29 protein-coding genes are annotated in these 22413 nt (G+C 60.7%); 7 read left to right on the top strand and 22 right to left on the bottom strand.

Translation table 11 applies throughout. The features are described 5' to 3' along the window. Nucleotides 1-49: 49 nt before the first annotated feature. On the top strand, nucleotides 50-322 hold the full coding sequence (locus GJA01_RS12440) for a hypothetical protein (RefSeq protein ID WP_062502966.1): 273 nt from the start codon (nucleotides 50-52) through the stop codon (nucleotides 320-322). Between the two features lie 3 nt (nucleotides 323-325). Beyond that, nucleotides 326-451 carry a hypothetical protein gene (locus GJA01_RS15620; RefSeq protein WP_255312279.1) on the top strand — a complete coding sequence of 42 codons (126 nt, stop codon included), beginning with the start codon at nucleotides 326-328 and terminating at the stop codon, nucleotides 449-451. Between the two features lie 149 nt (nucleotides 452-600). Here GJA01_RS15620 and GJA01_RS12435 read toward each other — a convergent pair whose 3' ends face one another. The 3 genes from GJA01_RS12435 to GJA01_RS12425 all read right to left on the bottom strand — a co-directional run bounded on the left by GJA01_RS12435 (nucleotide 601) and on the right by GJA01_RS12425 (nucleotide 2985). Next, nucleotides 601-1251, bottom strand: coding sequence for a hypothetical protein (locus tag GJA01_RS12435; RefSeq protein WP_062502968.1), 651 nt, complete (start codon nucleotides 1249-1251; stop codon nucleotides 601-603). Continuing rightward, complete coding sequence (locus tag GJA01_RS12430; RefSeq protein ID WP_062502970.1) at nucleotides 1248-2042, bottom strand: hypothetical protein; 795 nt, start codon at nucleotides 2040-2042, stop codon at nucleotides 1248-1250. Before GJA01_RS12430 ends, GJA01_RS12435 begins: the two co-directional genes overlap by 4 nt. An 85-nt stretch (nucleotides 2043-2127) precedes the next feature. After that, the gene (locus tag GJA01_RS12425) at nucleotides 2128-2985 is read right to left on the bottom strand and encodes a hypothetical protein (RefSeq protein ID WP_062502972.1); all 858 of its coding nucleotides are present in this window, start codon (nucleotides 2983-2985) and stop codon (nucleotides 2128-2130) included. Nucleotides 2986-3381: 396 nt separating this feature from the next. Between GJA01_RS12425 and GJA01_RS12420 the strand changes: the two genes are divergently transcribed. Further along, entirely contained in the window at nucleotides 3382-4362 is a 981-nt protein-coding gene (locus tag GJA01_RS12420) for a FitA-like ribbon-helix-helix domain-containing protein (RefSeq protein WP_061490782.1), read from the top strand. Between the two features lie 113 nt (nucleotides 4363-4475). Here the strand turns inward: GJA01_RS12420 and GJA01_RS12415 are convergent, their stop codons facing one another. Continuing rightward, a complete protein-coding gene (locus tag GJA01_RS12415) occupies nucleotides 4476-4751 on the bottom strand; it encodes an HU family DNA-binding protein (RefSeq protein WP_061487580.1) in 276 nt (91 codons plus the stop codon). A gap of 156 nt (nucleotides 4752-4907) precedes the next feature. Between GJA01_RS12415 and GJA01_RS12410 the strand changes: the two genes are divergently transcribed. The 4 genes from GJA01_RS12410 (at nucleotide 4908) to GJA01_RS12395 (ending at nucleotide 9583) form a co-directional block, all read left to right on the top strand. Next, the gene (locus tag GJA01_RS12410; protein ID WP_061487545.1) at nucleotides 4908-5183 is read left to right on the top strand and encodes a hypothetical protein; all 276 of its coding nucleotides are present in this window, start codon (nucleotides 4908-4910) and stop codon (nucleotides 5181-5183) included. Next, entirely contained in the window at nucleotides 5180-8374 is a 3195-nt protein-coding gene (gene mobF / locus GJA01_RS12405; protein WP_062502973.1) for a MobF family relaxase, read from the top strand. The genes GJA01_RS12410 and mobF overlap by 4 nt, the downstream gene beginning before the upstream one ends. Nucleotides 8375-8384: 10 nt before the next feature. Then, nucleotides 8385-8780 carry a hypothetical protein gene (locus GJA01_RS12400; RefSeq protein ID WP_062502975.1) on the top strand — a complete coding sequence of 132 codons (396 nt, stop codon included), beginning with the start codon at nucleotides 8385-8387 and terminating at the stop codon, nucleotides 8778-8780. A gap of 62 nt (nucleotides 8781-8842) precedes the next feature. Continuing rightward, nucleotides 8843-9583 carry a hypothetical protein gene (locus tag GJA01_RS12395; RefSeq protein WP_253783178.1) on the top strand — a complete coding sequence of 247 codons (741 nt, stop codon included), beginning with the start codon at nucleotides 8843-8845 and terminating at the stop codon, nucleotides 9581-9583. Between the two features lie 56 nt (nucleotides 9584-9639). Here the strand turns inward: GJA01_RS12395 and GJA01_RS12390 are convergent, their stop codons facing one another. The 18 genes from GJA01_RS12390 to pilM all read right to left on the bottom strand — a co-directional run bounded on the left by GJA01_RS12390 (nucleotide 9640) and on the right by pilM (nucleotide 22410). Next, the gene (locus GJA01_RS12390; RefSeq protein ID WP_062502979.1) at nucleotides 9640-9909 is read right to left on the bottom strand and encodes a hypothetical protein; all 270 of its coding nucleotides are present in this window, start codon (nucleotides 9907-9909) and stop codon (nucleotides 9640-9642) included. Continuing rightward, a complete protein-coding gene (locus GJA01_RS12385; RefSeq protein ID WP_062502981.1) occupies nucleotides 9906-12158 on the bottom strand; it encodes a type IV secretory system conjugative DNA transfer family protein in 2253 nt (750 codons plus the stop codon). Before GJA01_RS12385 ends, GJA01_RS12390 begins: the two co-directional genes overlap by 4 nt. A gap of 3 nt (nucleotides 12159-12161) precedes the next feature. Then, nucleotides 12162-12611 (bottom strand): hypothetical protein, encoded by a 450-nt coding sequence (locus GJA01_RS12380; RefSeq protein WP_062502983.1) that lies wholly within the window; start codon nucleotides 12609-12611, stop codon nucleotides 12162-12164. 102 nt (nucleotides 12612-12713) lie between these two features. Further along, nucleotides 12714-13040: a type II toxin-antitoxin system PemK/MazF family toxin gene (locus GJA01_RS12375; protein WP_062502985.1), complete on the bottom strand. Its 327-nt coding sequence runs from the start codon at nucleotides 13038-13040 to the stop codon at nucleotides 12714-12716. Next, nucleotides 13037-13264, bottom strand: a complete 228-nt coding sequence (locus tag GJA01_RS12370) for an antitoxin MazE-like protein (RefSeq protein ID WP_062502987.1) — start codon at nucleotides 13262-13264, stop codon at nucleotides 13037-13039. The genes GJA01_RS12375 and GJA01_RS12370 overlap by 4 nt, the downstream gene beginning before the upstream one ends. 113 nt (nucleotides 13265-13377) lie before the next feature. After that, entirely contained in the window at nucleotides 13378-13743 is a 366-nt protein-coding gene (locus GJA01_RS12365) for a hypothetical protein (protein ID WP_062502989.1), read from the bottom strand. After that, entirely contained in the window at nucleotides 13740-13988 is a 249-nt protein-coding gene (icmT, locus tag GJA01_RS12360) for an IcmT/TraK family protein (protein ID WP_061487551.1), read from the bottom strand. The genes GJA01_RS12365 and icmT overlap by 4 nt, the downstream gene beginning before the upstream one ends. Then, nucleotides 13988-14521, bottom strand: a complete 534-nt coding sequence (locus GJA01_RS12355; RefSeq protein WP_062502991.1) for a hypothetical protein — start codon at nucleotides 14519-14521, stop codon at nucleotides 13988-13990. The genes icmT and GJA01_RS12355 overlap by 1 nt, the downstream gene beginning before the upstream one ends. Further along, on the bottom strand, nucleotides 14514-14813 hold the full coding sequence (locus tag GJA01_RS12350) for a hypothetical protein (RefSeq protein ID WP_062502993.1): 300 nt from the start codon (nucleotides 14811-14813) through the stop codon (nucleotides 14514-14516). Before GJA01_RS12350 ends, GJA01_RS12355 begins: the two co-directional genes overlap by 8 nt. Nucleotides 14814-14891: 78 nt before the next feature. Then, nucleotides 14892-16013: a type IV pilus twitching motility protein PilT gene (locus GJA01_RS12345; protein WP_061487554.1), complete on the bottom strand. Its 1122-nt coding sequence runs from the start codon at nucleotides 16011-16013 to the stop codon at nucleotides 14892-14894. Then, a complete protein-coding gene (locus tag GJA01_RS12340; protein ID WP_061487555.1) occupies nucleotides 16006-16371 on the bottom strand; it encodes a hypothetical protein in 366 nt (121 codons plus the stop codon). The genes GJA01_RS12345 and GJA01_RS12340 overlap by 8 nt, the downstream gene beginning before the upstream one ends. Further along, complete coding sequence (locus GJA01_RS12335; protein WP_062502996.1) at nucleotides 16368-17525, bottom strand: secretion/conjugation apparatus DotM-related subunit; 1158 nt, start codon at nucleotides 17523-17525, stop codon at nucleotides 16368-16370. Before GJA01_RS12335 ends, GJA01_RS12340 begins: the two co-directional genes overlap by 4 nt. Then, nucleotides 17522-18457 (bottom strand): type IV secretion system DotC family protein, encoded by a 936-nt coding sequence (locus tag GJA01_RS12330; RefSeq protein WP_082785232.1) that lies wholly within the window; start codon nucleotides 18455-18457, stop codon nucleotides 17522-17524. Before GJA01_RS12330 ends, GJA01_RS12335 begins: the two co-directional genes overlap by 4 nt. Next, nucleotides 18450-18923 carry a DotD/TraH family lipoprotein gene (locus GJA01_RS12325; RefSeq protein WP_253783180.1) on the bottom strand — a complete coding sequence of 158 codons (474 nt, stop codon included), beginning with the start codon at nucleotides 18921-18923 and terminating at the stop codon, nucleotides 18450-18452. The genes GJA01_RS12330 and GJA01_RS12325 overlap by 8 nt, the downstream gene beginning before the upstream one ends. A gap of 25 nt (nucleotides 18924-18948) precedes the next feature. Beyond that, the gene (locus tag GJA01_RS12320; protein ID WP_062502998.1) at nucleotides 18949-19659 is read right to left on the bottom strand and encodes a transglycosylase SLT domain-containing protein; all 711 of its coding nucleotides are present in this window, start codon (nucleotides 19657-19659) and stop codon (nucleotides 18949-18951) included. Then, nucleotides 19656-20450 (bottom strand): DUF1796 family putative cysteine peptidase, encoded by a 795-nt coding sequence (locus GJA01_RS12315; RefSeq protein WP_253783182.1) that lies wholly within the window; start codon nucleotides 20448-20450, stop codon nucleotides 19656-19658. Before GJA01_RS12315 ends, GJA01_RS12320 begins: the two co-directional genes overlap by 4 nt. Beyond that, a complete protein-coding gene (gene pilV, locus GJA01_RS12310; protein ID WP_062503000.1) occupies nucleotides 20435-21937 on the bottom strand; it encodes a shufflon system plasmid conjugative transfer pilus tip adhesin PilV in 1503 nt (500 codons plus the stop codon). Before pilV ends, GJA01_RS12315 begins: the two co-directional genes overlap by 16 nt. Next, nucleotides 21934-22410, bottom strand: a complete 477-nt coding sequence (gene pilM / locus GJA01_RS12305) for a type IV pilus biogenesis protein PilM (protein ID WP_062503002.1) — start codon at nucleotides 22408-22410, stop codon at nucleotides 21934-21936. Before pilM ends, pilV begins: the two co-directional genes overlap by 4 nt. Between the last annotated feature and the right edge of the window lie 3 nt (nucleotides 22411-22413).

Genomic DNA, 22413 nt, shown 5'->3' with positions numbered 1-22413 from the left:
TCACCCGGCCTGAACAGGCCGGGTCCCTCTCCATAGGCAGACAGATTTCATGACACCATATGTTCAACGGCTTCTGCGGGCGGCTCTGCCCCCGCCCCAGCGTCCCAAACACAGGGAGGATCGTCTCAAGGCCCTCGCTGGTGCGTTCCAGACCGTTGCCCTTGCGATCGTCGCTGTAGGACTGGTGACGCCGGCTTTCAATACGCCGGAAATTCTGACGGGGCGGAAAATGCTCGCTGCCGCTTCCATGGCTTCCCTTCTTGAAGGGATTTCGTTGCTTATCCTGCTGTATGTCCCGTATAAAGACGAAAGGGAGAATTAAATCATGGACGACTTCACGAAGGCTATTTTGCTGGTGGCGCTGCCGTTCTGCATTTTTACGCTCGTGTTCGGTCTCGTTCTCGGTCCAATCGCGAACAGGCTGGCAAAGTATCGGGAGAGCCTCCGTTAATCAGGCAACCCCCGGAACACCTCACAAGCGGCCTTACGGCCGCTTTTTTCTTGGTCGCCACACACGGTAACCGCGCGCCAAAATGGACACAGACGCGCTACGCGCCTCTGTGAACTAAAGGCGGCCAGGGCTCCGCCCTGGCAAGTCCCTCATTGCGTCCGCGCATCGCCTCCAGACGCATTTCCTTCCTCGCTCCCCCCTTTCGTCATCGTCGGCGGGGACAGCGCACACCACTCCATCCCGTCATGGGGATCGTTCATTTCGTGCTTCTTGCAATACGATCCAACACGGGCCGCGTCCCAGTTATACGAATACCCGCCAATAAACCCCAGAAGAGACAGAAAAAACGCCGCCATCGCTATCCGCGTGTAGGCCCTGAAACGCATCTCACGGAAAAACGCCCGCTCATGCAGCGGAATCTGCTCCCGAAGTTTCAGGAACACCTCCTCCCGCAACGTGGCCGTCAGACCATCCACAATACGCGTCAGCGATGTCTCAATCTCGGTTTTCCGAAATTCTTCCTGCTTGCATAAACTCGTTCGGGCAACCTCGCCCATCTCCCGAACCTGCACCAGACCTTGCGCAAGGCTTTCACGTAGCTCCCCAAGTTCCTTGCGGGACCGGTCCAGCAGGGTTTCCGCCGTTGCGGTCGCCTCTGTCAATTGTTCACAAGCCAGCGCTGTAATCTCGAATTGCCGGATCAGAAGAACGCCGAGCGGGCTGCCCGGCTCGACGCCTGCGTCATGCAGGCTGACCAGAAGCGCCTCCCGCGCCTGACGCGCAGCCAGAGGAGCGCTCATGGTAACCACCCCATAACTCCTTCCTCTTCAAGGTTCACCTGAAAGTCCTTGAGCCACTTGATGGTCATATGCCGCCACAGTGGGTTTACCTGTGTCCCGTCGGCTTTGGGCTTTCCGGCAACAACGTCGAACACGTTCATGTTATCGTGCTCAAGATATTTCATGCAGGTGAGCGCGGGGAACACAACGATGCGGACGCCAGCCTCTTCCATTTTGGTCAGACGTGGGTCTTTCCGAAGCCATGCAAACGGGTTGGTCGATCGAGAAGGGGAGCGGTACAGACCTTCGTTCAGGAGAAGGATCTGGTCGCCATCCTTGAAGGACGAAGAGTCCCAAATGCGAAACACGTGGTCAAAATCGTCTCGCTCGGGCCCGGTGAAGTAGGCGAAGGTCGGAAGCACCCCGTTGGCCTTGAGGAATGCCCCCAGATCCGACTCTGCCGCGAGTTCCTCGCTGACCCGGTCGCCACCGCCCATATCAATGACAATGGAGGCATCCGCTGTCAGCGCCTGAGCCAAAGTGTTCGCCAGCCAGACCTTGCTAGCCTCAAGCTCGGCGTTGGCCGGGCGCTGTACGCCGTTACCGCCATCGGCCGGGAACAGTTTTGAAAGCGTCGGGTTGTTGGGATCACCGTCAGCAACAAGAACCCGACGCCCAGCAGCCAGGGCCCAGAATGTGAAGATTCCCAGCGCCAGACTCCCACCGCTGCGCCCGCGCCCGATCCGCCAGACGGCGCGGCGTGCATGGTCCGTGGGGACAGGAGTTGGTGTAGGCTTGCTTTTCTCGGACATCGTTCAACCTTATTTCCATCACCCGGACACCATGCCCGGACAGGAAACAGGGTAACGACGGCGTTTGTGAGTGCGCGCACACCCCTCAAAACAGGTTCGGAATGCACGATTTCGCTGTCCGCATGACGTACCGTTCTTCACGCGTCATTGTGATGTTCGTGGGATGTTTCGCACGCAGCAATCGTCCGACATCGCGAAGCCAGTCGCGTTCGTATTCATAGTTGCGTTTGCTTGGATAGCCCGGCAGGTCGTCTCCGTATTCCCATTTGATGCCCGTTGCCCGGCAAATCTCTCCTTCACGCACCGGCGGGAGCGAAGGGTCAACGGGTAGATAGGCGCGCGAGGAAACGTAGGGCGGGTCGAACTTGGGTAGATCAAGCATTACAAGGTCGGGCTTGTTTTCAGGTCCTGATGGACTGCCAGAGGCTGGGGCTGGGACCGAAACAGGTAGGCCCTGAGCGGCCTGTCGGGAACGGAGTTGCGCCGCTGCTTCTTGTAGATAGGACGCGTCAGCCGCCGCTCTCTGGCGTTGCCACGCCGCAGCGCGATCCGCCTGCTCGACCCGCGCCTTCAATGCAGCGGCCTCTCTGTCGTCGTGCAGCTTTTTTTCTCTTGCAGCGTCAAGCGCAAGAAGGCGCTCACGCTCCGCTGCCGCCTTGGCGGCTTCCTGCGCCTCGCGAACGGCTGCGATCCTGCGTTTCACGCGGTACCACTCAACGCGCACAGCGTCGGCCTTAGGGCTGCTGCCGCGACCCGTAAAGATACCGTCCTCCCCAAGCCGTCGAGCAAGCTCAGCCCAACTGAGAGTCCGGCGCGAGGTTGCGGCGAGGAGTTTCTCGTAATTTTGCGTCAGCCACGCCACGACAGGCGAGCGTGTCAGTTTTGCCGCGCATACGTCCAGATACTCGTTTGCACGGACTCCTGCCTCAATCGCTGCGCTCATGCACACCCCTCCTGACCAATAGGGTAAACCCGACCGCAGTCCGAAGCAAGATCGAATCGATAGCGAAGCTCTGCGGAAGCATAAGTGTAGCAAGGGTGTAGCAAAAGCGAACCGTAGAATTTCCTTTTCCATACACAAATGCAAACTTTCAGTTTGCGCTTCGCGCTGCCTTCCGGGGAAGCACTAGTGCTTGTTGGAGAGACGCAGGAAAAGGGCGAAACCAGGGAAAGGGACGACGAGTGTTCCCGCATCCCAATCTTGCAACTCGATCGCCGCGCAGTCTCATTTGCCTGTGACAAACTCACCGGGGTGTGAACACGCTGCATGCAGTATATTGATTGCATAATGCCATCAATATTGTGCAATCTTCCCTTCTTGAGGAAGGAGTATGATTCCGTGGCAAGTCTGACGATCAGGAACTTAGACGACACTCTTATAAATGCCCTGAAGCGCAAGGCTGGAGCATCGGCACGATCCGTTGAAGCTGAACTGAGGATTGCGCTGAAGGCATGGGCAGACCAGCCGGCGATGATGCAGATCGAGGCAGTTTCGCAGCGCCTGCAGCAGGCGATTGCCCTCGCAGAGAACGGTCGGGTGAGCGATTTCTCGACACGTCCTCCATATAGCGCCGCGCGTCTGGCTGATGCGATCGGAGAAGATCAGGTCACGCTGGTGGCACAATGGATTGAGGGGATAGCAGAACCCAGTCTTTCCCAACTCAAGGCAATCGCCAATTACTGCTCGGTATCGCCAGACTGGCTGGTCTATGGCGAGGGCACCCCATATCTTTGCGAGTATGACCGAATTCCAGAGAATGCCGGTCAAGGGGCCCTTTGGCTGCTCGATGCAGACCCCACGACCCTAAAAACACACCTCCAGGGGCTCCGCTTCATTCGATGCGCTGGGGAGCGTGGCGGATTGCTCTTGGTGAAGCAGTGGGCCGACAAGGATCTGGTTATCCGCACCCCTTACGTTGTGTCCGATGACACTGGCGGGGGTGGCCGGAGTTCCCTGCGCAATCTCACTCAGGTCTGGCACCTTCTTTATCGGATATACGGCGAGTGCAACTTGGCCCCGGATATCGTGATCACGAGCCACATTGTAAGTGAGCGCACGTACCGCCAGCTTCAGGACGGTTGGCACAACCCGTCAGCCCTGATTCATGGCCTGCCTTCCCAGCCGTGGTGGGAAGACATTTGGGATTCCAATGAGTTCGCACGGAGCAATTACTGGCCGGGCTGGAATAAGCTCTGCGCGGGTCTGTATGAAGAAGTTTCTGACAGTAATCGCGAAGCGAACATTCGAGAGTTGATCGAAAGCGGTGAGCATCCGCTTTTGAAAGAAATAGAGAACGCAGCCCTTCTAGCAGGTTGTTAGATGTAAATCTTCCCACGGCAGATCAAAAACCTGCTGCTTGCAGCACCCGTAGTGCGCTCACATGCACTGAAGGATGGCCGCGAAAGTCTTGCTTAAGTCGGCCGTCCGAGGTTTTAGGGATTGAGTGCGTCTTTAAGAGTTTTCCCTTGGGTGAACCGGAGACTGTGGCTGGTCGGAATCATGATGCTCTCACCAGTTGCAGGATTTCTTCCCTGACGGGCGGGGCGTGTTTTAACCACGAATTTGCCTAATCCGTGCAGATTAATTTCCTCACCACGGATCGCCGCCTCGACGATGGTGGAAATTACCGTTTCCACGGCGGTCTTGGCATCGGCCTTGCTGTTGCCCGTCGCCTCAGCGACACGATCAATGACGTCCATTGTTTTCATGTGTTCTGCCTGTGATGTGTTTTTCAGAATCACCTGAAGCGATCCCGGAGACAAAGGTGCCGTCCCGTTTCATCCATGACAAGGCGGGAGTGTGCGCGCACTCACAAACGAAGCCCCGATGATGGAGAGGTGATCCATTCTTGGGGAGCCTTTTTCATGGCAGACGATCTTTCAGCACTTCACGAAACGCTAGCACTTCATAGCAAGGTGCAATTGCAGATTGTGGCGACGCTTCATCAGCATGGTCGGCTTCTGGCGGAGATTCATCAGATGGTTTCCCCGCCTGATGTGAAGTCGGATGAGCCGGGTCTGAGGGAGCTGCTTTCAAAGATCCTTGAAACGCTCGAACGTCAGGCCGTAGCCCTTGAAGTTCTTGCAGAACAACAGGCCGGGTTCGATGCCTCTCACCCTGGTTCGGGGTCTTTGCAATGATCACCTATCGCAAGCTGTCAGCGGATGGGGCGGGCAAGCTGATCGTTGCTTACTTGCGCGAGCACCAGCTCGAGCCGACCAAAGACGCGCGGTTCGAAGGCATGAAAGACGATCCGACCCTTGAGGGAGGTGGTCGTCTGAACACGTATTATACGGGGCGGGACGGGAAGGGAGCCTGGGGACCGAATATCGGACCACGCATTGCTAATGCGCTTGGCCTTGATCTTACGAAAGTGCCTTCGGACGAGGGACTGGCCCGCCTGTTTGAATGTAAGCGTGCGGATACCGGCGAGGCGTGGTCAAACATGGGCCGGAAGAGGGAAGTCTCGGGGATCGACTTCACGGCTTCACCGGACAAGACGGTGTCGCTCGCGTTTGAATTCGCGTCCACGAAGGCGGAGCAGGCCTTGATCGCCTTGGCAATACATAAGGCTAACGATCGTGCCATGGCCTTTATCGCAAGGGAAATCGGGCTAGCACGCCGGGCGTCGGGAGATAACGCCTACATTGAAGAGGGTGAGGTGGCCTGGGTGTCGTTTCGGCACTATACGTCTCGTCCTGCATTACAAATTCAGGATGGTCCCGATGGTGCGACCGCGTCCGTTGAGGTGCCCGTTCCTGGGGATCCCCAGTTCCACATTCATAATGCGATGTTCAATGCCGTGGCGACCGAGAGTGGTCATCTTGGATCCCTCGATAGCGCACGGATCACGAAGACAACGTCGTTCCTCTTTGGTGCTTATTTTCAGGCAGAGCTGGCCCGTGAACTACGCGCTCTAGGTATTGCTGTGAGGTCGGACGATCGAGGTCGTGCCATCGTCATAGAGGCCATTCCCGAACGGGCTCGGGATATGTTTTCCAAACGACATCAGCAAGCAGAAAAGCTTGGTAAGGCTTTTGCAAAGCGGCAGGGTCTAGATTGGAAGGACTTGAGTGCTGCGCAGAAGTTCTCGATCCTTCATAATGCCAATCTTGCCTATCGCTCGAAGAAATATAACGGCTCGAACGAACGTGAGATCTGGCGGGAACAGGCGGACGAAATCGGCTGGCATCATGAGACGGTTCTGACCGAGGAAGTCTATCCGGAGAAGACGCAGGCGGAGCGGTATGAAATTGCATTCGCGATCGCAGAAAAGATGTTGGCCGAGGAATTCCGGACAGCGGCCGTGATCGACCGTGACGCGTTTCGCACACATGCCGCCCATGGCCTGATCGAAGCGGGCATCCAGGAGCCGGAAGATGTGGAGCGTGTGGCGGACCTGATCGAAGAGCGCGGGATCACCATAGACGGCACGCATGTCCATTTCATCAAGGAGGAGCAGGAAGGCCGCTGGCGGGTAGCCACGACGGAGCAGGTCCGCGTCGAAAAGGAAATGGCGCGGCTTGCGCATATTTCGACCCGAACCCGGGAAGGAGCTCTTACCGAGGAGGCCATTGCCGCGGCCGTCGCACGCTCCGGTCTCGATTTCGGGAAGGAGCCGAAGCATGGCAAGGCACAGCTTGCTGCGATCCGCTCCCTGGGGCTGGCCGGTGGTCTCGGTTTTCTGACAGGTGTTGCCGGAGCCGGCAAGACGACCCTGCTGCGCCCTCTGGTGGATGCCTGGAAGGAGGACGGGCGTGACGTGGTCGGAATGGCGATAGCCTGGCGTCAGGCTGACGCCCTCAGGGATGCGGGTATTCATAAAACCTATGCGCTGACGCCTTTTCTGCACAAAATTGAGACGGGCGAACTGGTGCTGGACAGGAAAACTGTCCTCGTGGTCGACGAGGTCAGTCAGGTCTCGCCCCGTCAATTGCTGCGCGTTCTCGAACTTCAACAGGAATACGGGTTTGCTCTGCGGGTGCTTGGGGATCGGGAGCAGGCGCAGTCGATCGAGGCGGGCGATGCCGTGGAGCTCCTGCTGAGGGTGATGCCGCCGGATGCCCGTCCTGAACTGCTCAGCACGATCCGCCAGGCAACAGCCCGTGGTCGGATGATCGCCGGCCGGTTTCGCTCACCCGGTCGTGATCTTTCAAAGTCGGAAGAGAAGCAGCGGGAGGCTGATATTGCCCGGGCTCGGGAAGCCATCGACATGAAACGCAGGGATGGCACGCTTCGGCTTGCGGGCGGGGACCATGAACAGGTCGTCACCCATATCGCCGAGTTGTATCTCAGGCGTCGGGATATTCTGGCACGGAGCGGGTTTACGCGTGGGATTACCATGTCCGCTCCGACCAACGAGGATGTCATGGATCTGAGCCGTGCGGTGCGTGAGCGTCTGCGGGCACGCGGAGAGATCGGGCGCGAGGAGATTGTGCGGGCGGCAATCGACCAGCGGGGGGAAACCTATGATCTTCCGCTCTCGGTTGGAGACAGGCTGCGGCTGTTTCGTCGGACCAGTGTTAAGGTCAGGACGCCCCATGGAGACCGGTGGAGAGAACTTGGGTCCAACGGCGATTTCGTGACGGTCAAGGACGTGGTGCGGGATGGGCTGATTCTTGAGAATGACAAGGGCCGGTCCGGGTTTGCATCGTGGGAACGGCTGGCGGATGTCAGCACGGGCCGTCTTCTGCTTGGCTTCGGACACGCGATGACCATTGATTCCGCCCAGGGTGTCACGTCGGATGAGCATATCAATGCCATGCCGCGTGGCACCTCAGGGGTCACCGGCTTTACGACCTATGTGGCGGAGAGCCGACATGTCCATCAGTGCTGGACGGTCATCGCGGAAGGAGCATTGCGTGAGGCGGAAGCCTGGTCGCGGGCGCTGGGGGACAGTAGCCCGATCACGGTCGAGGATCTGTATAACCGCGCGGCGGCCGATATGGGGCGGCACCCTTACAAATCGCTGGCCATTGATCTGGCGAAGGAGGAGCTCGCGCTGGATAACAGCGCAAGACGCTGGATCCGCCAGTCGCATACGATCGAGCGGATGCGCCAGAAGGACCTGGAGCCGGGGAGTGCATTCCGTCGGCAAAAAGAAGAACGCGATCTCGGCAATGTCGATCGTGAGCACTGGGATGACATCAATCGCAGAATGCGTAAGTTGGGCTATGCTACCGAAAAAATGGTTTCCGCGACACGGGTTGCCAATGAAAGGCGGCGCTCACAGCCGGGACCGGTCAACGAACGGGAGAATACTGTGAAGGAGCATGCGGCCGAGGAGCTGCCATCGCCTCAGCGCAACACATCAAACGATCCTGAAATGTGAGGAAAATTGGATGTCGCAGTCAGAACAGGATAGCGGTTCGCACGAAGAAGATTTATCCGGTCTCAGCCCATATCGCCTGCGTAAACTGCAGATAAAGAAGGCCGCAGATGTGCTTCGGATAATTGCCGAACCGCTTCTGGTCGAGGAAATCAAAGGCAATCAGGCGCAGGATGAGCTGCAATGGCAAAGGTGGAAGCGTTCGATAGATGCATTGAACAAGCGAGTTTTGAGTAGGATACGTTCGGTTCCCGAAGACTTTCGCCTCTCAGATCAGGTTATGATGCGCCAGGTTCTCACGGAGGCGTTGGCGGGGCAGACGAAAGTTTACCAGTCACCGGAGGCGCACGCGATTTTGACAGCGATCGTCAACGAGGCGTGGCAGGATGTTCATGGCTGGCGGCGATAGAGTGCTGCGCCTTGCCGAAACAATAGCGGTGCTCCAACTATCGGCCATGTAGGAGATTTGTTTTGAGCACCTTTATTCCTCTTTGCGTGCCATTTGAACGGCGCAGTGAAGCGGCAGCCGGCGGGGCGAGTTTCGATCAGATCGAAAAGTGCTGGCTGTGCCCGGCGGATAGTCTTCTCCAGGTTCTGCCGTTCGTGCCATATCGCTATCGGCCTGATCGGAAACCGCCGTTTATCCGGCCTTGGATGGTTCCTCAGGCACTTTGGGGGCGGAACCTTCGCGCGTTACTCGAACCAGACGACTGGAAGCATATCCGGAAGGATTGCTACGCCCGGGCTGGTTCGCGGTGTCGTGTCTGTGGGCGGCGCGGGCCCCAATGGCCGGTCGAAGCTGATGAAGGATGGGCTTATGACGACAAAACCCGTGTCCAGACATTGAAAGGGGTAATTGCCTTGTGTCCGGATTGTCACGCCGTGCGGCACTGGGGAAGAACGATCGCGACCGGGAAGCATGATGAGGCGTTAGCATGGATGGAGGAAGTTAATGGCTGGACACGAGCACAGGCGCTAGAGTGTGGAAATCTGGCTATGGAAGAGTGGCATCAGCGCAGCCGGTTCGACGATTGGCGATGCGATATTTCCTGGGTTGAACGCCATTATGGAGTAAAGGCGACGGCGAGAGGCGCCGCGCTTGCGATTGAACGGAACCGGGATTTTGTGGCTCAGGCTCGCGCACAGTTCGGTGACGTGAATAGTGCGCCGAAGGGATCTGGGTATTTGCAGCACCTGATTAACGAGAGATAACCCTTTATCCTTCTGCCGTCTCCGATAAATACAAGATCACGTGAGCGTTTTCCGGGCTATCGATGGCGAGATTGATGGCTCTGGTCTTCCTGTATTTTCCGCAGGAGGGTGCTGGCTGAATTCCGTCCGCCACGATAGTCGCTGCCGGACGTGGGAATCACGATGGATATCCTCGGATTGCTCTGAGAAACCAGTCTGACATGGCGACGGTTTTCAACGACATCGAAGCCCAGGGCCTTCAGTCTGCGTCGAAGCTGACCGGTCATGCGCCGGTAGCCCCTCTGGGCCTGGCGTATCTCAGCGGCCGGGTTGGAAGATGGCCTCATGTGCTCTCCTTTCGCCGGGTGGTGCGATTACGTGCGTAAAGGTTGAGCGCGTGGGTTACAGCGCGGCCGGCTGCCTCCTTCGCCATGCCGAAAGTTTCCTCCAGGGCGACGAGTTCGTTGAAGAGGGCGGGATCGATCGAGGCGTCCAGCGGTTCACGACTTTCGGGCATCTGCCCGGTCGGTTCGACCAGATTACGATAGAGGGCTTCGAGGAGCGGCTGGTTAGGTTCCTCACCAAGTTTGAGGAGACGCGTTGCGTCCTCCAGGGGGGAGGCGTTGGTTCCGAGGATGGCGGCCAGGTCGGTATACAGGGACAGAAATGTGCCGGACGGTGTGGGAAGCCGATCGGGGTCCACGAGATCCTTCCCGGCGGCAAGATTGGCCCGGACCGTTTCGACCTCGGCAGATGACGGGGGCGGAGACGCAAAAGTCCGGAGCGCGACGGTTGGAAAAACGCGGTTGATGCCGTGTGGCGTGATGCCGGCGTAGAAGAGCCGCGCATAGATGCGCCGCCCCCGGAAAAGAATGATCGCCTGGCCCCGGCGCAGGTTCTGGACATCGCTCCATGAGACGCGCTTGACCTCGCGGATGTCGGCCCGCTGCTGATCGGCGTAGAGGCCCAGGGGCGAGGAATTGTCGTAACCGGGCAGGACGGTCACCGGCATTGTGCCGCCCGATTCCTCCACCCATTGGCGGGTGGGACCGGGGTCCTCGATGTTCATAAAGATCTTGAGTTTCGGGTTGCCGAGCAGCGGCACGGTCAGGTCCCGACCCAGCGTGGCGTACAGGGTGCCCACTTCCTGAAAGGAAATCAGCAGGAAGATGTTGAGTTCACGACCGAGCGCCATCATGGAATCGATGCCACGTGTTGCGAACTGGCCGACCTCGTCGAGAACGATGGGGTAGGGGGTTTTGGAGGAGGAGGGACGGTTGACGACGAGGTCTTCGTATTCCCCTTCGATCGAGGTGCCGAGCGCGGCCGCCAGCCCGTAACGGAGAGCGGTGATCACGGCCTTGCCCAGAGCCCGGTTGGTGTCTGGGTGGTTTTCGAGAGAGGGAAGCAGAACGAGCAGGATCCGCCGGTTGAAGATGATATCGCGGAAATCGATATCGCCGACGTCGCAGTTAAAGACGTGGCCGAGGGTGGAAGACATCTGGGTGAAGGTCTTGCCGAAGCCGCCCACGACATAGGAGTGCTGTTCGCGGACCTTGTCCTGCTGGCTGACGTCCTTGCCTTCGGTGAAACCGCCCGTCTCCATGATGTAGGCGTTCACCGGCTGGAGCAGGGCCGGGTCGAACTCTGCTCCAACGCTGTCGAGGGGAAGCGTGGCGCTCTTGCTGGTTGTGGCATCGTAATAGGTAAAGATGCGGTCTTTGACGAGCGTCCTCAGCACGTTGATATCGGAGAACATGGTGCGGATGGTTTCTGACGTGACCGGTATGCCGGCATTGTCGCGGACCCAGACGAAGATATAGGCCATGCCGCGAATGAGAGATTCGGCACGGTTGCGGAAAAAGTCGGCGTTGCCGCCCGCGCCCTTGCTTTCTTCAGGCAGGAACAATGTCAGGAGCAGTTCCGTCATGCCTTCTGCATTGACACTCGCGAAGGGGTTCCATGTGTTTGTGCGGCGATCGCCGCCGGAGACCATCAGATTGATGACGCGCACGTTGGCGTCCTGCCCCCAGCGTCGTGCCATGGCGCTGATGGTGAACGGCAGGTTGTTGCTGGCCTTGCCGTCCACGATGGTAAATCCGGTTCCCTGCGCCAGAGCGTTGCACAGGAGGCTGTAGATGAGTTGTGTCTTGCCCGAGCCGGTGGCGCCTGGTGCAATTCCGTGCATGGTCAGGTCATTGCCTGCGAGCCAGACCTGCTGACCGGTCACCTCGTCCCAGCCAAGGAGCCAGTCCCCCGAGGGACGGCCGGGAATTTCGACACCGGGACGTTTGGGGTCGGGGACGGGGTTTCCGTAGTCCTTGCCGGGTGCGTCAGCGGGAAGACGGATGGGGAGGAGAACCGGGCGTGTCAGGACATAGGCGGCATAAGCGAGGGCTGCTGGAAAGGTAAGGCTGGTGAGTGCTGGCGTGACGACAGTCAGGACCGCAAGCACGATCAGGCCGGCTGCCGCGACGCCAGTGGTGAGGAGTTCGCCGAGATGCTGTGACAGGCTGCGGGTGTCGCGATACGACAGGCCGCCTTTCTGTTCATGGAAATCCTTGGGACCGTCGATCCGGCGCGTAATGAGTGCCATGGGTTAGTCCAGCCCGAACGCTGCATTGGGGGATGGCGCTGCCTGCGCCTGCGGGAAAGGAGCTGGGTGTAGAACAGGGGCATCCAGCGAGGGCAGTCGGGGGGCCACATTCAGGGTTGGACGCGGCACGGTCTGGACCGGGCGGGAGTGGGTTCCCGCAGAGACAAGATAGCCCATGGAAAACAGGGCGAGCAGTCCGGCACCGATCAGAACGGCCTGGCGTGGCGGATGACCGAATACGGCCCAGTTACTGGAACGGGACCTTTCCGCATTGTGCCGTTGATCCGGAAGGACGGCGCTCACCGTGCCGGATGTCGACTGTCCGGCTTCCGTGGTTCCCGTCGGAACGGCGGAACCGGGCATCACCGTGATGTCACCGTTTGGTGCGATCCCTACGGTATGGTCTGCGGTATCGATAAAGATTACGAGACCTGATGGCGTGGTGATGATCATGAGCGCCTCCTCTGCAGTTGATCTCCAGAGTAAGAGCGCCGTTTGTGAGTGCGGTTATACTGATCTACCGGGAGATGCAGTTCATTTCCGATCGTCCTCGGGTCAGTCCGCCACGCCGGTGACGAAGGCAATCAGTCGTCCCACAGCGAGCAGACTTTCGCGATCGATCCTGCCAATCTTTGGCCCGCAGCGATCCCGTCTGACAGCGACGATCTTGTCCACCATGACCTGCGACACCTGGCGCAAACCTGTGGCGTCCCCTGCCGGCAGGGTCAACCGGTAAAGCGGAGCGTCCCGCAGTGAGGAAGTGAGCTGGCAGACCAGAATACTGTCGGTTTCGGGCAGGTGGTCTGACTGGATGACAAGAGCGGGTCGGGGTTTGCCATAGTCGCCATTTACGGCGATCGTAATGAGGTCCCCGCGTCTCACTCCGAATCAGGACCCCACTCAGTCAAGGCTTCAATGACATCCAGTGCCTCGGTTTCCTCTGGCGCGCCCCGGAGCAGCCGCGCCTGACGTTCTGCTTCAGCCTTGAACCCGGGAGCCAGGGGATCAGGCACCCAGACCCGCAACAGCTTCATGCCACGAGCCTTGCGGCTGGCCCGATAGCGTTGGAACTTGTCAAGGCCGTCATCCTTTGCAAGGCGTGGCATGCTTGGCTTCCTAGTTTGAGTGAAGTGGCCTTGCAAGGTAGCGCACAACCATTAAGACGCAAGCAAATTCGTTTTTTAATGCCTCAACGTAAAGCGATCTGAATCAACGATCGTCACGCGGTCACGCGCAGGACTTCCCGGGCGAGTGCTTCGAAGGTAAGCACCCTGTCTGTGGCCAGACGTTCCAGTAGCGCGTCAACCGCAAGCAGGGCGATGCTGGCCGGAACGTGAAACAGACCGGTCAGCCGGTATCCCGTCAGACTCCTGTCGTCAGGCGTGAGACGTAGACCAAACCGGGCACCTGTATCCTGACGCCAGAGCTCTTCGGCGAGACGCAGGAAGACGGGCAGGTAAGCATCGGGCTGGGCAAGCAGCCATGGGGGAATGGTGTCCTGCCCGAGAATCCCTGTCTCGAAACGATAGCCGCGCTTTTCGAACAGATTGGCGACCGCAATGGCAAGCCTGGCCGGGTCAGTCATGCGTAGTCCCGCTTTTTCCAGGCGGGAAGGCGCGGCCGCCGTGGTCCGCAGAGGATGACACGGGCCATGCGCCAGGCGACCGGCAGGGTCAGGCCGAGCCAGGCGAGCAGACCGAAGAACGCTACGCCGACAAGCGCTGTGATCAGCGTCCACAGCCGCATATGGACCAGAAAGAGCAGCATCGGCGCCATGGCGCGGGCGTCGATGATCAGCAGCCGGACCGGGTCAGCGGAGAAGCGCCACATCAGGCCGCGATGCCGCTTGTGGGAAGTCTGGAGAACCATTGGGACCAGACGGCTGGCTTTTGGCGGTCAAGGTCGAAGCGGCGCTGCGCATCAAGGACCGTGATCCGACGGGAGCCGTCGCTGTGCGGGGCGGAGAGCCGGCGCACGCGATTGACGAAATACTGACGGTAAATCTCCTGCTCCGGAGAGGCTGTTTCAGCGGCAATCCGTTCCACCAGGGCGTCGGGTTCGGACTGCGTCGTCAAAAGAAAGGTGCTCAGCCCTGCCCCCGCGGCCACGAGGGCCTCTTTCAGACGCCCGGGATGGCGATCAACATCCACAATTACCGCCAGATGCCCGGCCTCGAGAGCGGTGTCTGCCAGGGTCTGATCGGGCGGCAGCGGGGCGTCGTCCACGAGAGCCAGGGAGGATCCCTGGCCATTCTGGGTCCGCCTCCTGATGATGGTTTCCGCCAGATCGAGCGGTTCGGCACAGCCGGTCACAAGAGCGATCCCGTCAGTGCGCAGGAGGGTGTTCATGGCGTGATCAGTCATCGGAGTGTCCTTTCTCTACGTCGTCTGTCAGTTCGCAGGAAAGAAGCGTCGCTCCCTCCTCTGCCAATCCCTGGAGCAGGTCGTCGAAGGTGGGGTAAGCGCGATATGACGGGAACATCCACAGCCGTGGCGTTTCGTCGTCAGCATTTTCTTCGGGGGCAGGCTCAAACGCTTGGCAGAAAAATGTCTCCGCGCGTCTGTCGAACCCGATGATCGCTTCGTTATCGACCGCGCCGTTCCATGAGATACTGGCCCAGTAAAGATCCGGCGGCAGTTTTTCTCTGGTGCTCATTTCTGTATGGCCTCTTTCTCAAATGTTACAATCCCGGAAGCACACGGGTGGCTCCGGATTATTCGGGACGGTCGCCTGTCAGGCCTCCTCCCGCAGGGCGGCCGCAGCCACGGTTTCGGTGATGCGTCCTGCCGCCAGCGTGGCGCGGATCGAGCGCTCGAAACTCTGTCCGTGCGCCTCGATGGCCGCATGTGTCAGATGCGGCCAGTCTTCCCGCCGGGCACTCAGCAGGGTGTCGCGGATGGCCCGGTTGACCGGCAGAAACTCGCGGATTGCGGTGCGTTTCCCGTCGGTCGAGGGTAACAGACGCTGGTTCACCAGCAAGCGCAGGTTTTCGACAAGAGCGATGGTCAGGCTGTCGCGCTGGTCGGGAGGACAGAGGGCGGCCACACGCCGGACGGTGGAGGCGCAGTCGAACGTGTGCAGCGACGAGGTCAGCCGGTGACCGGAGATCGCGGCCTGGATAGCCGCTTCCATCGTATCGCTGTCCCGGCACTCGCCCACCACGATATCGGTGGGTTCGCGCCGCATGGCCGCGCGGATGAAGCCGGCGAAGGTGGAGACGTCGCGTGGAATTTCGACCTGGGAGATGGTCGCGTGCCGGCGCGGAACGAGGTCGTAGAGCAGTTCCAGCGGTTCGGACCCTTCAATGATGTCACAATGGAGGTCCGGGTCTTCGAGACGCGCGCGGTTCACGCCGCCAATCAGGGTTGTTTTCCCGGACCCTGTTGCCCCGCAGATCAGATACATGCCGCGCTCGCCGTGGAGCGCTTCGAGCAGGGCCGGTTCGACATGCTGCTCGTCCAGAGGGCGGGGGATATCCGCGAGCGGTCGGAAGGTGATGGAGATTCCGGCTTCGGATCCGACCTGAGTGCCGAGAGCGTTCAGGCGGAAGGAATGCCGGGTGCCCTTGGGGCCGGAGCGGATGGTATGCCTCAGATCGAGGGGAATGCCCTGCCGGAGATGGGTGACGCCGGTCGAGGAGCGAAACACATAGGTGATGGCGTCTTCGACTTCATGCGGGAGACTTGGATCACGGGTCACCTGCCGGTTGCGGCCATGAACGCGGATCATGACCGGCATTTCGGTCTGGATCTCGATGCGGGAGGCATCCTGACGGGCGCACCAGACAAGGAAGCGATCGAGGGTTTCACCGCGCAGTCCGGCGCTATCCTCAGGCCAGAAACTCTGCTCAGTCATGATGTCTCCTGCGGGAAGGGCCTTCGACGAGGCGGACGATACGGCGGTGCGCACGCAGAAGAGCCTGAGGAATCTCGGCATGGGAGCGGGGCTGGCGGCCACAGCGCAGGGCGTGCGTGTAGGTGCGGATGGGTTCACGCAACGTCACGGGGGCAGGGGTGATGTTGTATCCGTAATAGCGATCGAAGCGGGCGATCGCGTCCAGCTGGGGGAGCGTGGTGGCCATGGCGACGTCAAGCTGGATGGCGGTGAGGCCATAACGCTCGATGATCCACAGGCGCAGTGCGAGGGCGGCGGACCGGGCGGCAACGAAGAGGGTCATCAGTTCGGTCGGGGTGTGGGTTGCGGGCGGTGTCATGCTGTCTCGAGTGCTGCGAGGATCGGAGCGACGTCCGGTTCTGTGAGAGCTTCTCCGGCCTGACATTCCCGGACCCAGTGGCTGATGGCCGCTGCAGCTTCGATGCAGGGCGCGATGGTCATGTGATGGGATGGCCGACCGTCGCGTGGGTAGGAGGGGGCGGCCAGAATGAGCCAGAGGTCGCGGTCAACAAGCTGAACGGGGGCGAAGAGGCCGGGATTGACCACGCCGGATTTCAGACGGGCCTCCTGCAGCAGGCTCAGAAGAACGGTCCGCGTCCAGCCGTGACGCCGTGCCAGCACGAGGGCGGGATCAAGGGGTTCGGTGCTGATTTTTTGGTCGAGGCTTTTGAGGAAGCGGGGTGGCAGGGTCGCGGGGAGGTCCGGCGCGCCATTGCTCAGGGCCCCTGAAAGGGCGGAGGAGAACCCTTCGAGAACGGCCTGCGCGTCGTCCTTGCGGCGCATGATATACAGTGCGAACGCCAGGAAAAGGACCTTCTCGGGTGGAGAGAGGGAGGAAAGCCCTGTCCAGGGGGAGCCGAGTTGCGCCTTCAGGGCGACGACGGCCTGGCGTCGTCGTGTGATCAGGTCCGGACCGGACATGAACCGCTCCTTCCATTCCTGCAGGCGCAGGGCGGGGTCCATGGGACGGGCTGTCCAGTGGCCGGCGGGTCGGCGTTCATCGACAGGGGCGGGTTCGGCAAGCGGGAGCGTTCCGCCAACCCACGCTGCACCGATCGGGTGGATCCGTGCCAGCGCCGCCTGCAGGCCATTGAGGTCAAAGCGCTGACGGTAGCGTTCGCGCGGGGCGCGGACGATGACCGTCACGGCGAGAGAGAGGAGGATGATCAGGACGGGCCAGCGGAGAACTGATCCGGTGATGGTGCAGAGTGTCCAGAGCGTTCCGGGCGAGACACGTTCGGGGATGGCGTCCCGCAGGTTGGCCCGCAGACTGTCGTACTGGTGGGTGAACAGCCCGATCAGATCCAGTTCCAGCCCCTGAACGAACAGGATGGCTGTGGCGAGTTGCGTGTGAAAGGTCCACCACAGGAAAAGCAGCAGCAGGGCGATGCCGATGGCCAGACCGATGAAGAAACTGCCGAGACGTTCGGGATCAAGGGCCCGGGTCCCTGGAGCAGGGTTGAGTGGCCTCATGGCGTGTCTCCTGTGACATGCCAGTGGGCCCGATTGGCATCGAGGCCGGGTTGTCGACGGATCCTGATGTCTTCGTTTTCGAGGCGCATGAGGTCGTGGCCGCCTTCGACGTCGATATGGTGGCGGCTGATCTCGGGGGGAGCGACTTTTCCGGCCTGAAGGAGGACGCGGTAACGGCCCATCCCCATGACGTCCCGCTCGAGCCGGCCCAGGTCGTTGAGGAAGATTTCCACGGCCTGCCTCTGCCCGGCCGCCCATCCATAGGCGACGCCTTCGCGCCAGATATCGACTTCGTGGGGTGTGCGGGGGCGAAGTACGTCCGGGGGCGGAGATGCCGGGGAGACCGTGCGCACAAGCCAGGTGCGCCATTGCGGTACGGCCGAGACAAGGCGGGCTTCCCGCGTGATCTGGTAGACGGTGGCGGTCTCGCGTGCGGCCTGCCCGGCCGGATCAAGGGCGAGCGCCATCTGTGCTTCCGTGACCACGGGCGGGCGGATCAGGGTCTGCCCATTTCCTGCTGGCAGCACGAGGGTGCGGAAATCAATCTTGCGATCGAGTATCGGTGCGTAGCGCCGCAGCATTTCGTTGATGGCGAAGGATTCCGCAGCACGACCGCCCTGGGCGCCATAGGCCCAGGCAGCCTGCCTTACGGCGTCGTCACGCCCGTGTCCCTGCTCCTGTTTCGGGGAATAGCCCGGTCGGATGGCCATCATGGCTTCAAGAGAGGCCGGTTGCTTCACGTCGGGAATATCCGGCGCTTCCGCGGCACCCGTGATGGGCGTGTCCAGTGGGCTGGCTGTGCCGGCCTGTTCGGTGGGGACAGGCGGAACAGGCGTGTCCTGAGGGCCATTGTCCTGCGCGTAGGCGGTCAACGGAGCCGCGAAAAGCACGAGCAGGATCGTCCGGGTGAGTGTGGGGAAGACATCACGCATGCCACAGGATCCTTATGGTATGGTCTGGCACGTCGATCTCGATACGGGCGGTGCTGGCACTTGCCGCGGCCAGTTCGTCAAACAGGCCGCCCAGGGTTGTGTCGTCGCGATCGATGCGGATGACAGGCGGCGCCGTGTGGGAGGGGATATCCGTGCGGTATCCGGCACGTGCCGCCAGGATACGGACGCCCTGATCCAGCGGCCCTTCCCAGTGCCAGCTGACGGGACGGTTCATCTCGGAAGGCAGGACCGATCCTTCCCTGACCATGGGAAAACGGACGGCCCCTGTCTGGTCGAGGGCGCTCAGGATGTGTGTCATGCCCTGATCCACAGAGGGCGCGGGAGGAGGCGCATGAGAGGCGCAGGCCGAAAGGATCAGGCCGGTGGTGAGGAGGACGCCATGGTGGCGGGATGGCAGAGCGGGCATGATCATCATGATGCGCGTGGCATTTGTGAGTGCGCGCATGAGAGGGAATTCTTTCCCCCGGGATTCATGAAGGCGCCTGCAGATGCCCGCGGATGGCGATCTGGGCGTTCCGCCAGACCTTACGCTGATAGGCCTGATTGTAACGGGGCGTGCGGGAATTGTAGTTGCCGACGCGGCGCCAGAACTCGGCTGGTTCATTCGGGGTATGTCCGTCGAGTTCGCGGGCCAGGATCCAGGCGCCCACATGGATATTGAGGCAGCCGTCATTGAGCAGGCGCTCGCGGCTGATCCCGGCTTTTGCCAGTTCCGGAAGATGGGAAGAATTGATCTGGGCCGGGCCGATATCGTAGCTGCCATTGGGATTTGGGCTTGTGCGACCGACTGCGCCGCTTTCGGTCAGGAGGATGGCGCGATAGAGCAGCTCCGGGAGCCGGTATCGTCTGGCCGCTTCGGTGACACACGCCGAAAGATCATGCGAGAGAGGCGTGGATGGCGGGGGAACAGAGTGGTTCGGGGACGACCGGGACGGTCTGTCTGTCCGTCCTGCTCCAGCCCAGGCAAGGATCCACGTTCCGGCTGCGATATTCATGCAGGTGTCGGTCCTGACGGCGTCTGGATCGAAGCCAACCCGTTCCAGAAGGGGCAACCAGCCCGGATCAATCCGCATAACGCCGATACCTTGGCCGGATGTAGCCTGAGCGACCCGCTCGATCACGCTGGTTGGCACATGATAGGCCTGAGCCGCGAGGGAGGTGCAGGGGGGTAGAGCTGTCATGGCGTCTCTGCCAGATCGAGATGGTACTGATAGATCAGGCGCAGGATCATCAGTTCATCGACGACATCCGGGAAGTAGCCAAGGGCGCTTTCATCGGAAGCAGGCCGGAAATCATAGAGGCGCGAGCCATGGCGTTCGTTGGCGAGTTCGATGCTCATGCTGTGGCCGTCACGAGGGGGCTGGAGCTGGATGGCGAGAAGTTCGGCGTTGGGGGTCAGGCGGCCGAGCAGATCGACCAGGTCGGGGAAGTGCCATGCGATCGGATTGGCGGGACGGGAGATCATCACGAACAGCTTGCCGTCGCGGGCGCTCATGAGCTTGCGGAAGCGGGTGATGCAGCGTCCGTAATAGGCCCGCCCCTGTGCGGAAGCGATGTCGCGATGCACGAAGATATGGCGCAAGCCGAACCTGTCGTGGAATGTGGCGTGTCGTTCCTGTCCTTCCGGGGGCAGAAAATCGCTGAAATCGGTTTCAAGGACATGGCGGACCATGCCGGGGGTGGCGTGGATCCAGTCGAAGGGCAGGGAGTAGCGTTTGAGACCTGCATTTCTGAGGATCAGCGAGGCCATGCAATGGGTGCCGAGTGAGACGACATGGCGCACCGCCTGGCCGTTGATTGTGCGGGTTTCGTAGTCCGGCATCTTGGCCGATCGGCGGTGTTGCAGGCGACGCAGTTTTGTGCGCAGGGCCATAAGCCAGCCGGGTGTGAGGTCATAAGTGCCGGGCTTGGCGCCGGGATGGTGATCGCGCGGTGAGCGCGGTGGCAGAAGCGCGCTCATTGGGCACTGCACAGATGGAGCTGACTGTATCCACCACCACCGTACCAGATCGTCTCGACCCCGATATCGGCGGTTCCGGCTGGACATGAATATGTCCCTGTAATGTTGTTCACGATATTGTAATTCGTCCAGCCGTTTGTCGTTGTCGGCACGTAGCCGGAGACCTGGGCGGGTGGGATGCGCCAGACGCCGGCCATGCACGACAGGAGCTGCCCTGAGCCGTCCGCCTTCGCGGCGATTGCTCCGGTTGGCGAACAGCCGTTTCCGGGCCAGGCGGTGCCGTTGGCGGTTCCGGGATTGACCGTGGTAAAGTCAGCGTTGCCGGCATTGAAATCCGCCTTGCTGCCATCACCGTGCTGCATGTACACGGTGCCAGGCGTTCGGACTGCTGCGTTTGTGTTGTCCCCAAAGAGGCAGGCTGTGCCGACATTGTAGGCGCAGCCCGGGGTCGCGACCCAGGCATAATTCTGGATATCCAGATGGTCACCGATCCGGGCGTAGCCGCGGCTGTTCATGTAGGAGGCGAGCGCGCCCCCTGATCCGGCGGCCAGCGTGCCTTCGAAATAGCCGTCGAAACTATGGACACCCCCCCACCAGCCGTTCGGAAGGCCGTTGACCGGATCGTATCCACGCGTGCCGATGTTGCCGCCAAAGAATCCCTGCTGCGCAGAGAGATCGGCGGGGGAGCCGTCATAATGCTGCATGAAGATCCGGTCGGGCGCACGGATGGCCGCGTTCCTGTCGTCGCCGTAGAGGTAAGCGGATCCGACCTTGACGCCTCCGTAACCCCCATTGGGATTACCTCCATTGAAGATGCCGCGGGTGGCATTGACGTTGTTGGCGTTGGTGATGTCATTCCCGCCCATGCTGAGGGCGGTGCGCATCGTGTTGAGTTCGGGATGGTTGGGTACCGCGTCACGGTAGAGATAATCGGTCGTATCGGTTGTCATTTTGGCGGAAGCGAGGAGGCCGACGAGGTGCCCCACGCCGGGGTTGGGGAGGTTGCCGAGTGGGAGCTGCCAGGATCCGCTGGCGCCGTAGGCATTCCCGGAACTCATGGAGCCGAACATGCCGTCCTCGGGGACGAAGCCGCCCTGAGCCCCGGTGAGAGAGGCAATAGCGACTGAATCGCGGCCCGAAAGAGTGTCGCCACCGGTGCTTTCAACCAGGGCGTCGAGCGTGCCGGTTACGGGCTGGTGGACATAGACCTGCCACGTCTGGCGATAGGGATTTCCAGTGCCGAAGCCGGGCGGCAGATCGTTTTCGGCCACCAGTGTTGCGATATCGATGGCGGATGTGCCGCCGACGGGCACGGAGCCGGTGAGTTCGGTGGCGTGTTTGTCGATATATTTCTGTGCCCCCTTGAGGAGAGCCTGGAACTGGCCGGCCGTCGTGGCGCGGATTGCCTGGGTTGTGCCGTTTTCGACCATCCCGAAATACCGGGGCAGGATCATGAGAGCGACGAGGGTTGCGACCATGACACCGATGAGTGAGCTCATGGATAACCACTCCCCGAGAGGGTGACGACGGAGACTACATCGCCGGCAGGCGCGGAGACCGGAAGGGTGCCCATGTCTCCAAAAGCCGGGGTTGTCCAGCGATCGCCGGTTGAGGTGCCGATGCTTTTGTCGCCGTTACTCAGCCGGATGGCATCGCTGATTTCGTCCGATGTCAATGGCATCCAGGCTTCGAGCGTGACGGCATTCGGGCCGCGCTGGATCTGGTTGCCGGCCGCGGCAAGAAGGCCGGCATCTGTCGCCAGACCGATCTGGTAGAGAGAGAGGGAGCCGTCCGCGCCGGGGTTTTTCTCGAGATAGGCCAGAAGCGCGCTTTTGTAGGACAGCCACGCGCGCGTGGCGCGTGTGCCGGTGTCGAGCGTAGCAGGCGTGTTCTGCCCCTGGATGACGCGCAGGCTCGAGATCGAGCCTGCGGTGATCAGGAGAAGGGCCATGGCGAGAATGATATACGGCACGGT

The sequence above is a fragment of the Gluconobacter japonicus genome (assembly GCF_002723975.1).
Classification (GTDB): domain Bacteria; phylum Pseudomonadota; class Alphaproteobacteria; order Acetobacterales; family Acetobacteraceae; genus Gluconobacter; species Gluconobacter japonicus.
This window is presented reverse-complemented; position numbering and strand designations above follow the sequence as displayed.

Coding starts and splice junctions, on each gene's coding strand:
- GJA01_RS12440 (WP_062502966.1), top strand. CDS start 50: ATGACACCATATGTTCAACGGCTTCTGCGGGCGGCTCTGCCCCCGCCC.
- GJA01_RS15620 (WP_255312279.1), top strand. CDS start 326: ATGGACGACTTCACGAAGGCTATTTTGCTGGTGGCGCTGCCGTTCTGC.
- GJA01_RS12435 (WP_062502968.1), bottom strand. CDS start 1,251: ATGAGCGCTCCTCTGGCTGCGCGTCAGGCGCGGGAGGCGCTTCTGGTC.
- GJA01_RS12430 (WP_062502970.1), bottom strand. CDS start 2,042: ATGTCCGAGAAAAGCAAGCCTACACCAACTCCTGTCCCCACGGACCAT.
- GJA01_RS12425 (WP_062502972.1), bottom strand. CDS start 2,985: ATGAGCGCAGCGATTGAGGCAGGAGTCCGTGCAAACGAGTATCTGGAC.
- GJA01_RS12415 (WP_061487580.1), bottom strand. CDS start 4,751: ATGAAAACAATGGACGTCATTGATCGTGTCGCTGAGGCGACGGGCAAC.
- GJA01_RS12410 (WP_061487545.1), top strand. CDS start 4,908: ATGGCAGACGATCTTTCAGCACTTCACGAAACGCTAGCACTTCATAGC.
- mobF (WP_062502973.1), top strand. CDS start 5,180: ATGATCACCTATCGCAAGCTGTCAGCGGATGGGGCGGGCAAGCTGATC.
- GJA01_RS12400 (WP_062502975.1), top strand. CDS start 8,385: ATGTCGCAGTCAGAACAGGATAGCGGTTCGCACGAAGAAGATTTATCC.
- GJA01_RS12390 (WP_062502979.1), bottom strand. CDS start 9,909: ATGAGGCCATCTTCCAACCCGGCCGCTGAGATACGCCAGGCCCAGAGG.
- GJA01_RS12385 (WP_062502981.1), bottom strand. CDS start 12,158: ATGGCACTCATTACGCGCCGGATCGACGGTCCCAAGGATTTCCATGAA.
- GJA01_RS12380 (WP_062502983.1), bottom strand. CDS start 12,611: ATGATCATCACCACGCCATCAGGTCTCGTAATCTTTATCGATACCGCA.
- GJA01_RS12370 (WP_062502987.1), bottom strand. CDS start 13,264: ATGCCACGCCTTGCAAAGGATGACGGCCTTGACAAGTTCCAACGCTAT.
- GJA01_RS12365 (WP_062502989.1), bottom strand. CDS start 13,743: ATGACTGACCCGGCCAGGCTTGCCATTGCGGTCGCCAATCTGTTCGAA.
- icmT (WP_061487551.1), bottom strand. CDS start 13,988: ATGTGGCGCTTCTCCGCTGACCCGGTCCGGCTGCTGATCATCGACGCC.
- GJA01_RS12355 (WP_062502991.1), bottom strand. CDS start 14,521: ATGACTGATCACGCCATGAACACCCTCCTGCGCACTGACGGGATCGCT.
- GJA01_RS12350 (WP_062502993.1), bottom strand. CDS start 14,813: ATGAGCACCAGAGAAAAACTGCCGCCGGATCTTTACTGGGCCAGTATC.
- GJA01_RS12345 (WP_061487554.1), bottom strand. CDS start 16,013: ATGACTGAGCAGAGTTTCTGGCCTGAGGATAGCGCCGGACTGCGCGGT.
- GJA01_RS12340 (WP_061487555.1), bottom strand. CDS start 16,371: ATGACACCGCCCGCAACCCACACCCCGACCGAACTGATGACCCTCTTC.
- GJA01_RS12335 (WP_062502996.1), bottom strand. CDS start 17,525: ATGAGGCCACTCAACCCTGCTCCAGGGACCCGGGCCCTTGATCCCGAA.
- GJA01_RS12330 (WP_082785232.1), bottom strand. CDS start 18,457: ATGCGTGATGTCTTCCCCACACTCACCCGGACGATCCTGCTCGTGCTT.
- GJA01_RS12325 (WP_253783180.1), bottom strand. CDS start 18,923: ATGCGCGCACTCACAAATGCCACGCGCATCATGATGATCATGCCCGCT.
- GJA01_RS12320 (WP_062502998.1), bottom strand. CDS start 19,659: ATGACAGCTCTACCCCCCTGCACCTCCCTCGCGGCTCAGGCCTATCAT.
- pilV (WP_062503000.1), bottom strand. CDS start 21,937: ATGAGCTCACTCATCGGTGTCATGGTCGCAACCCTCGTCGCTCTCATG.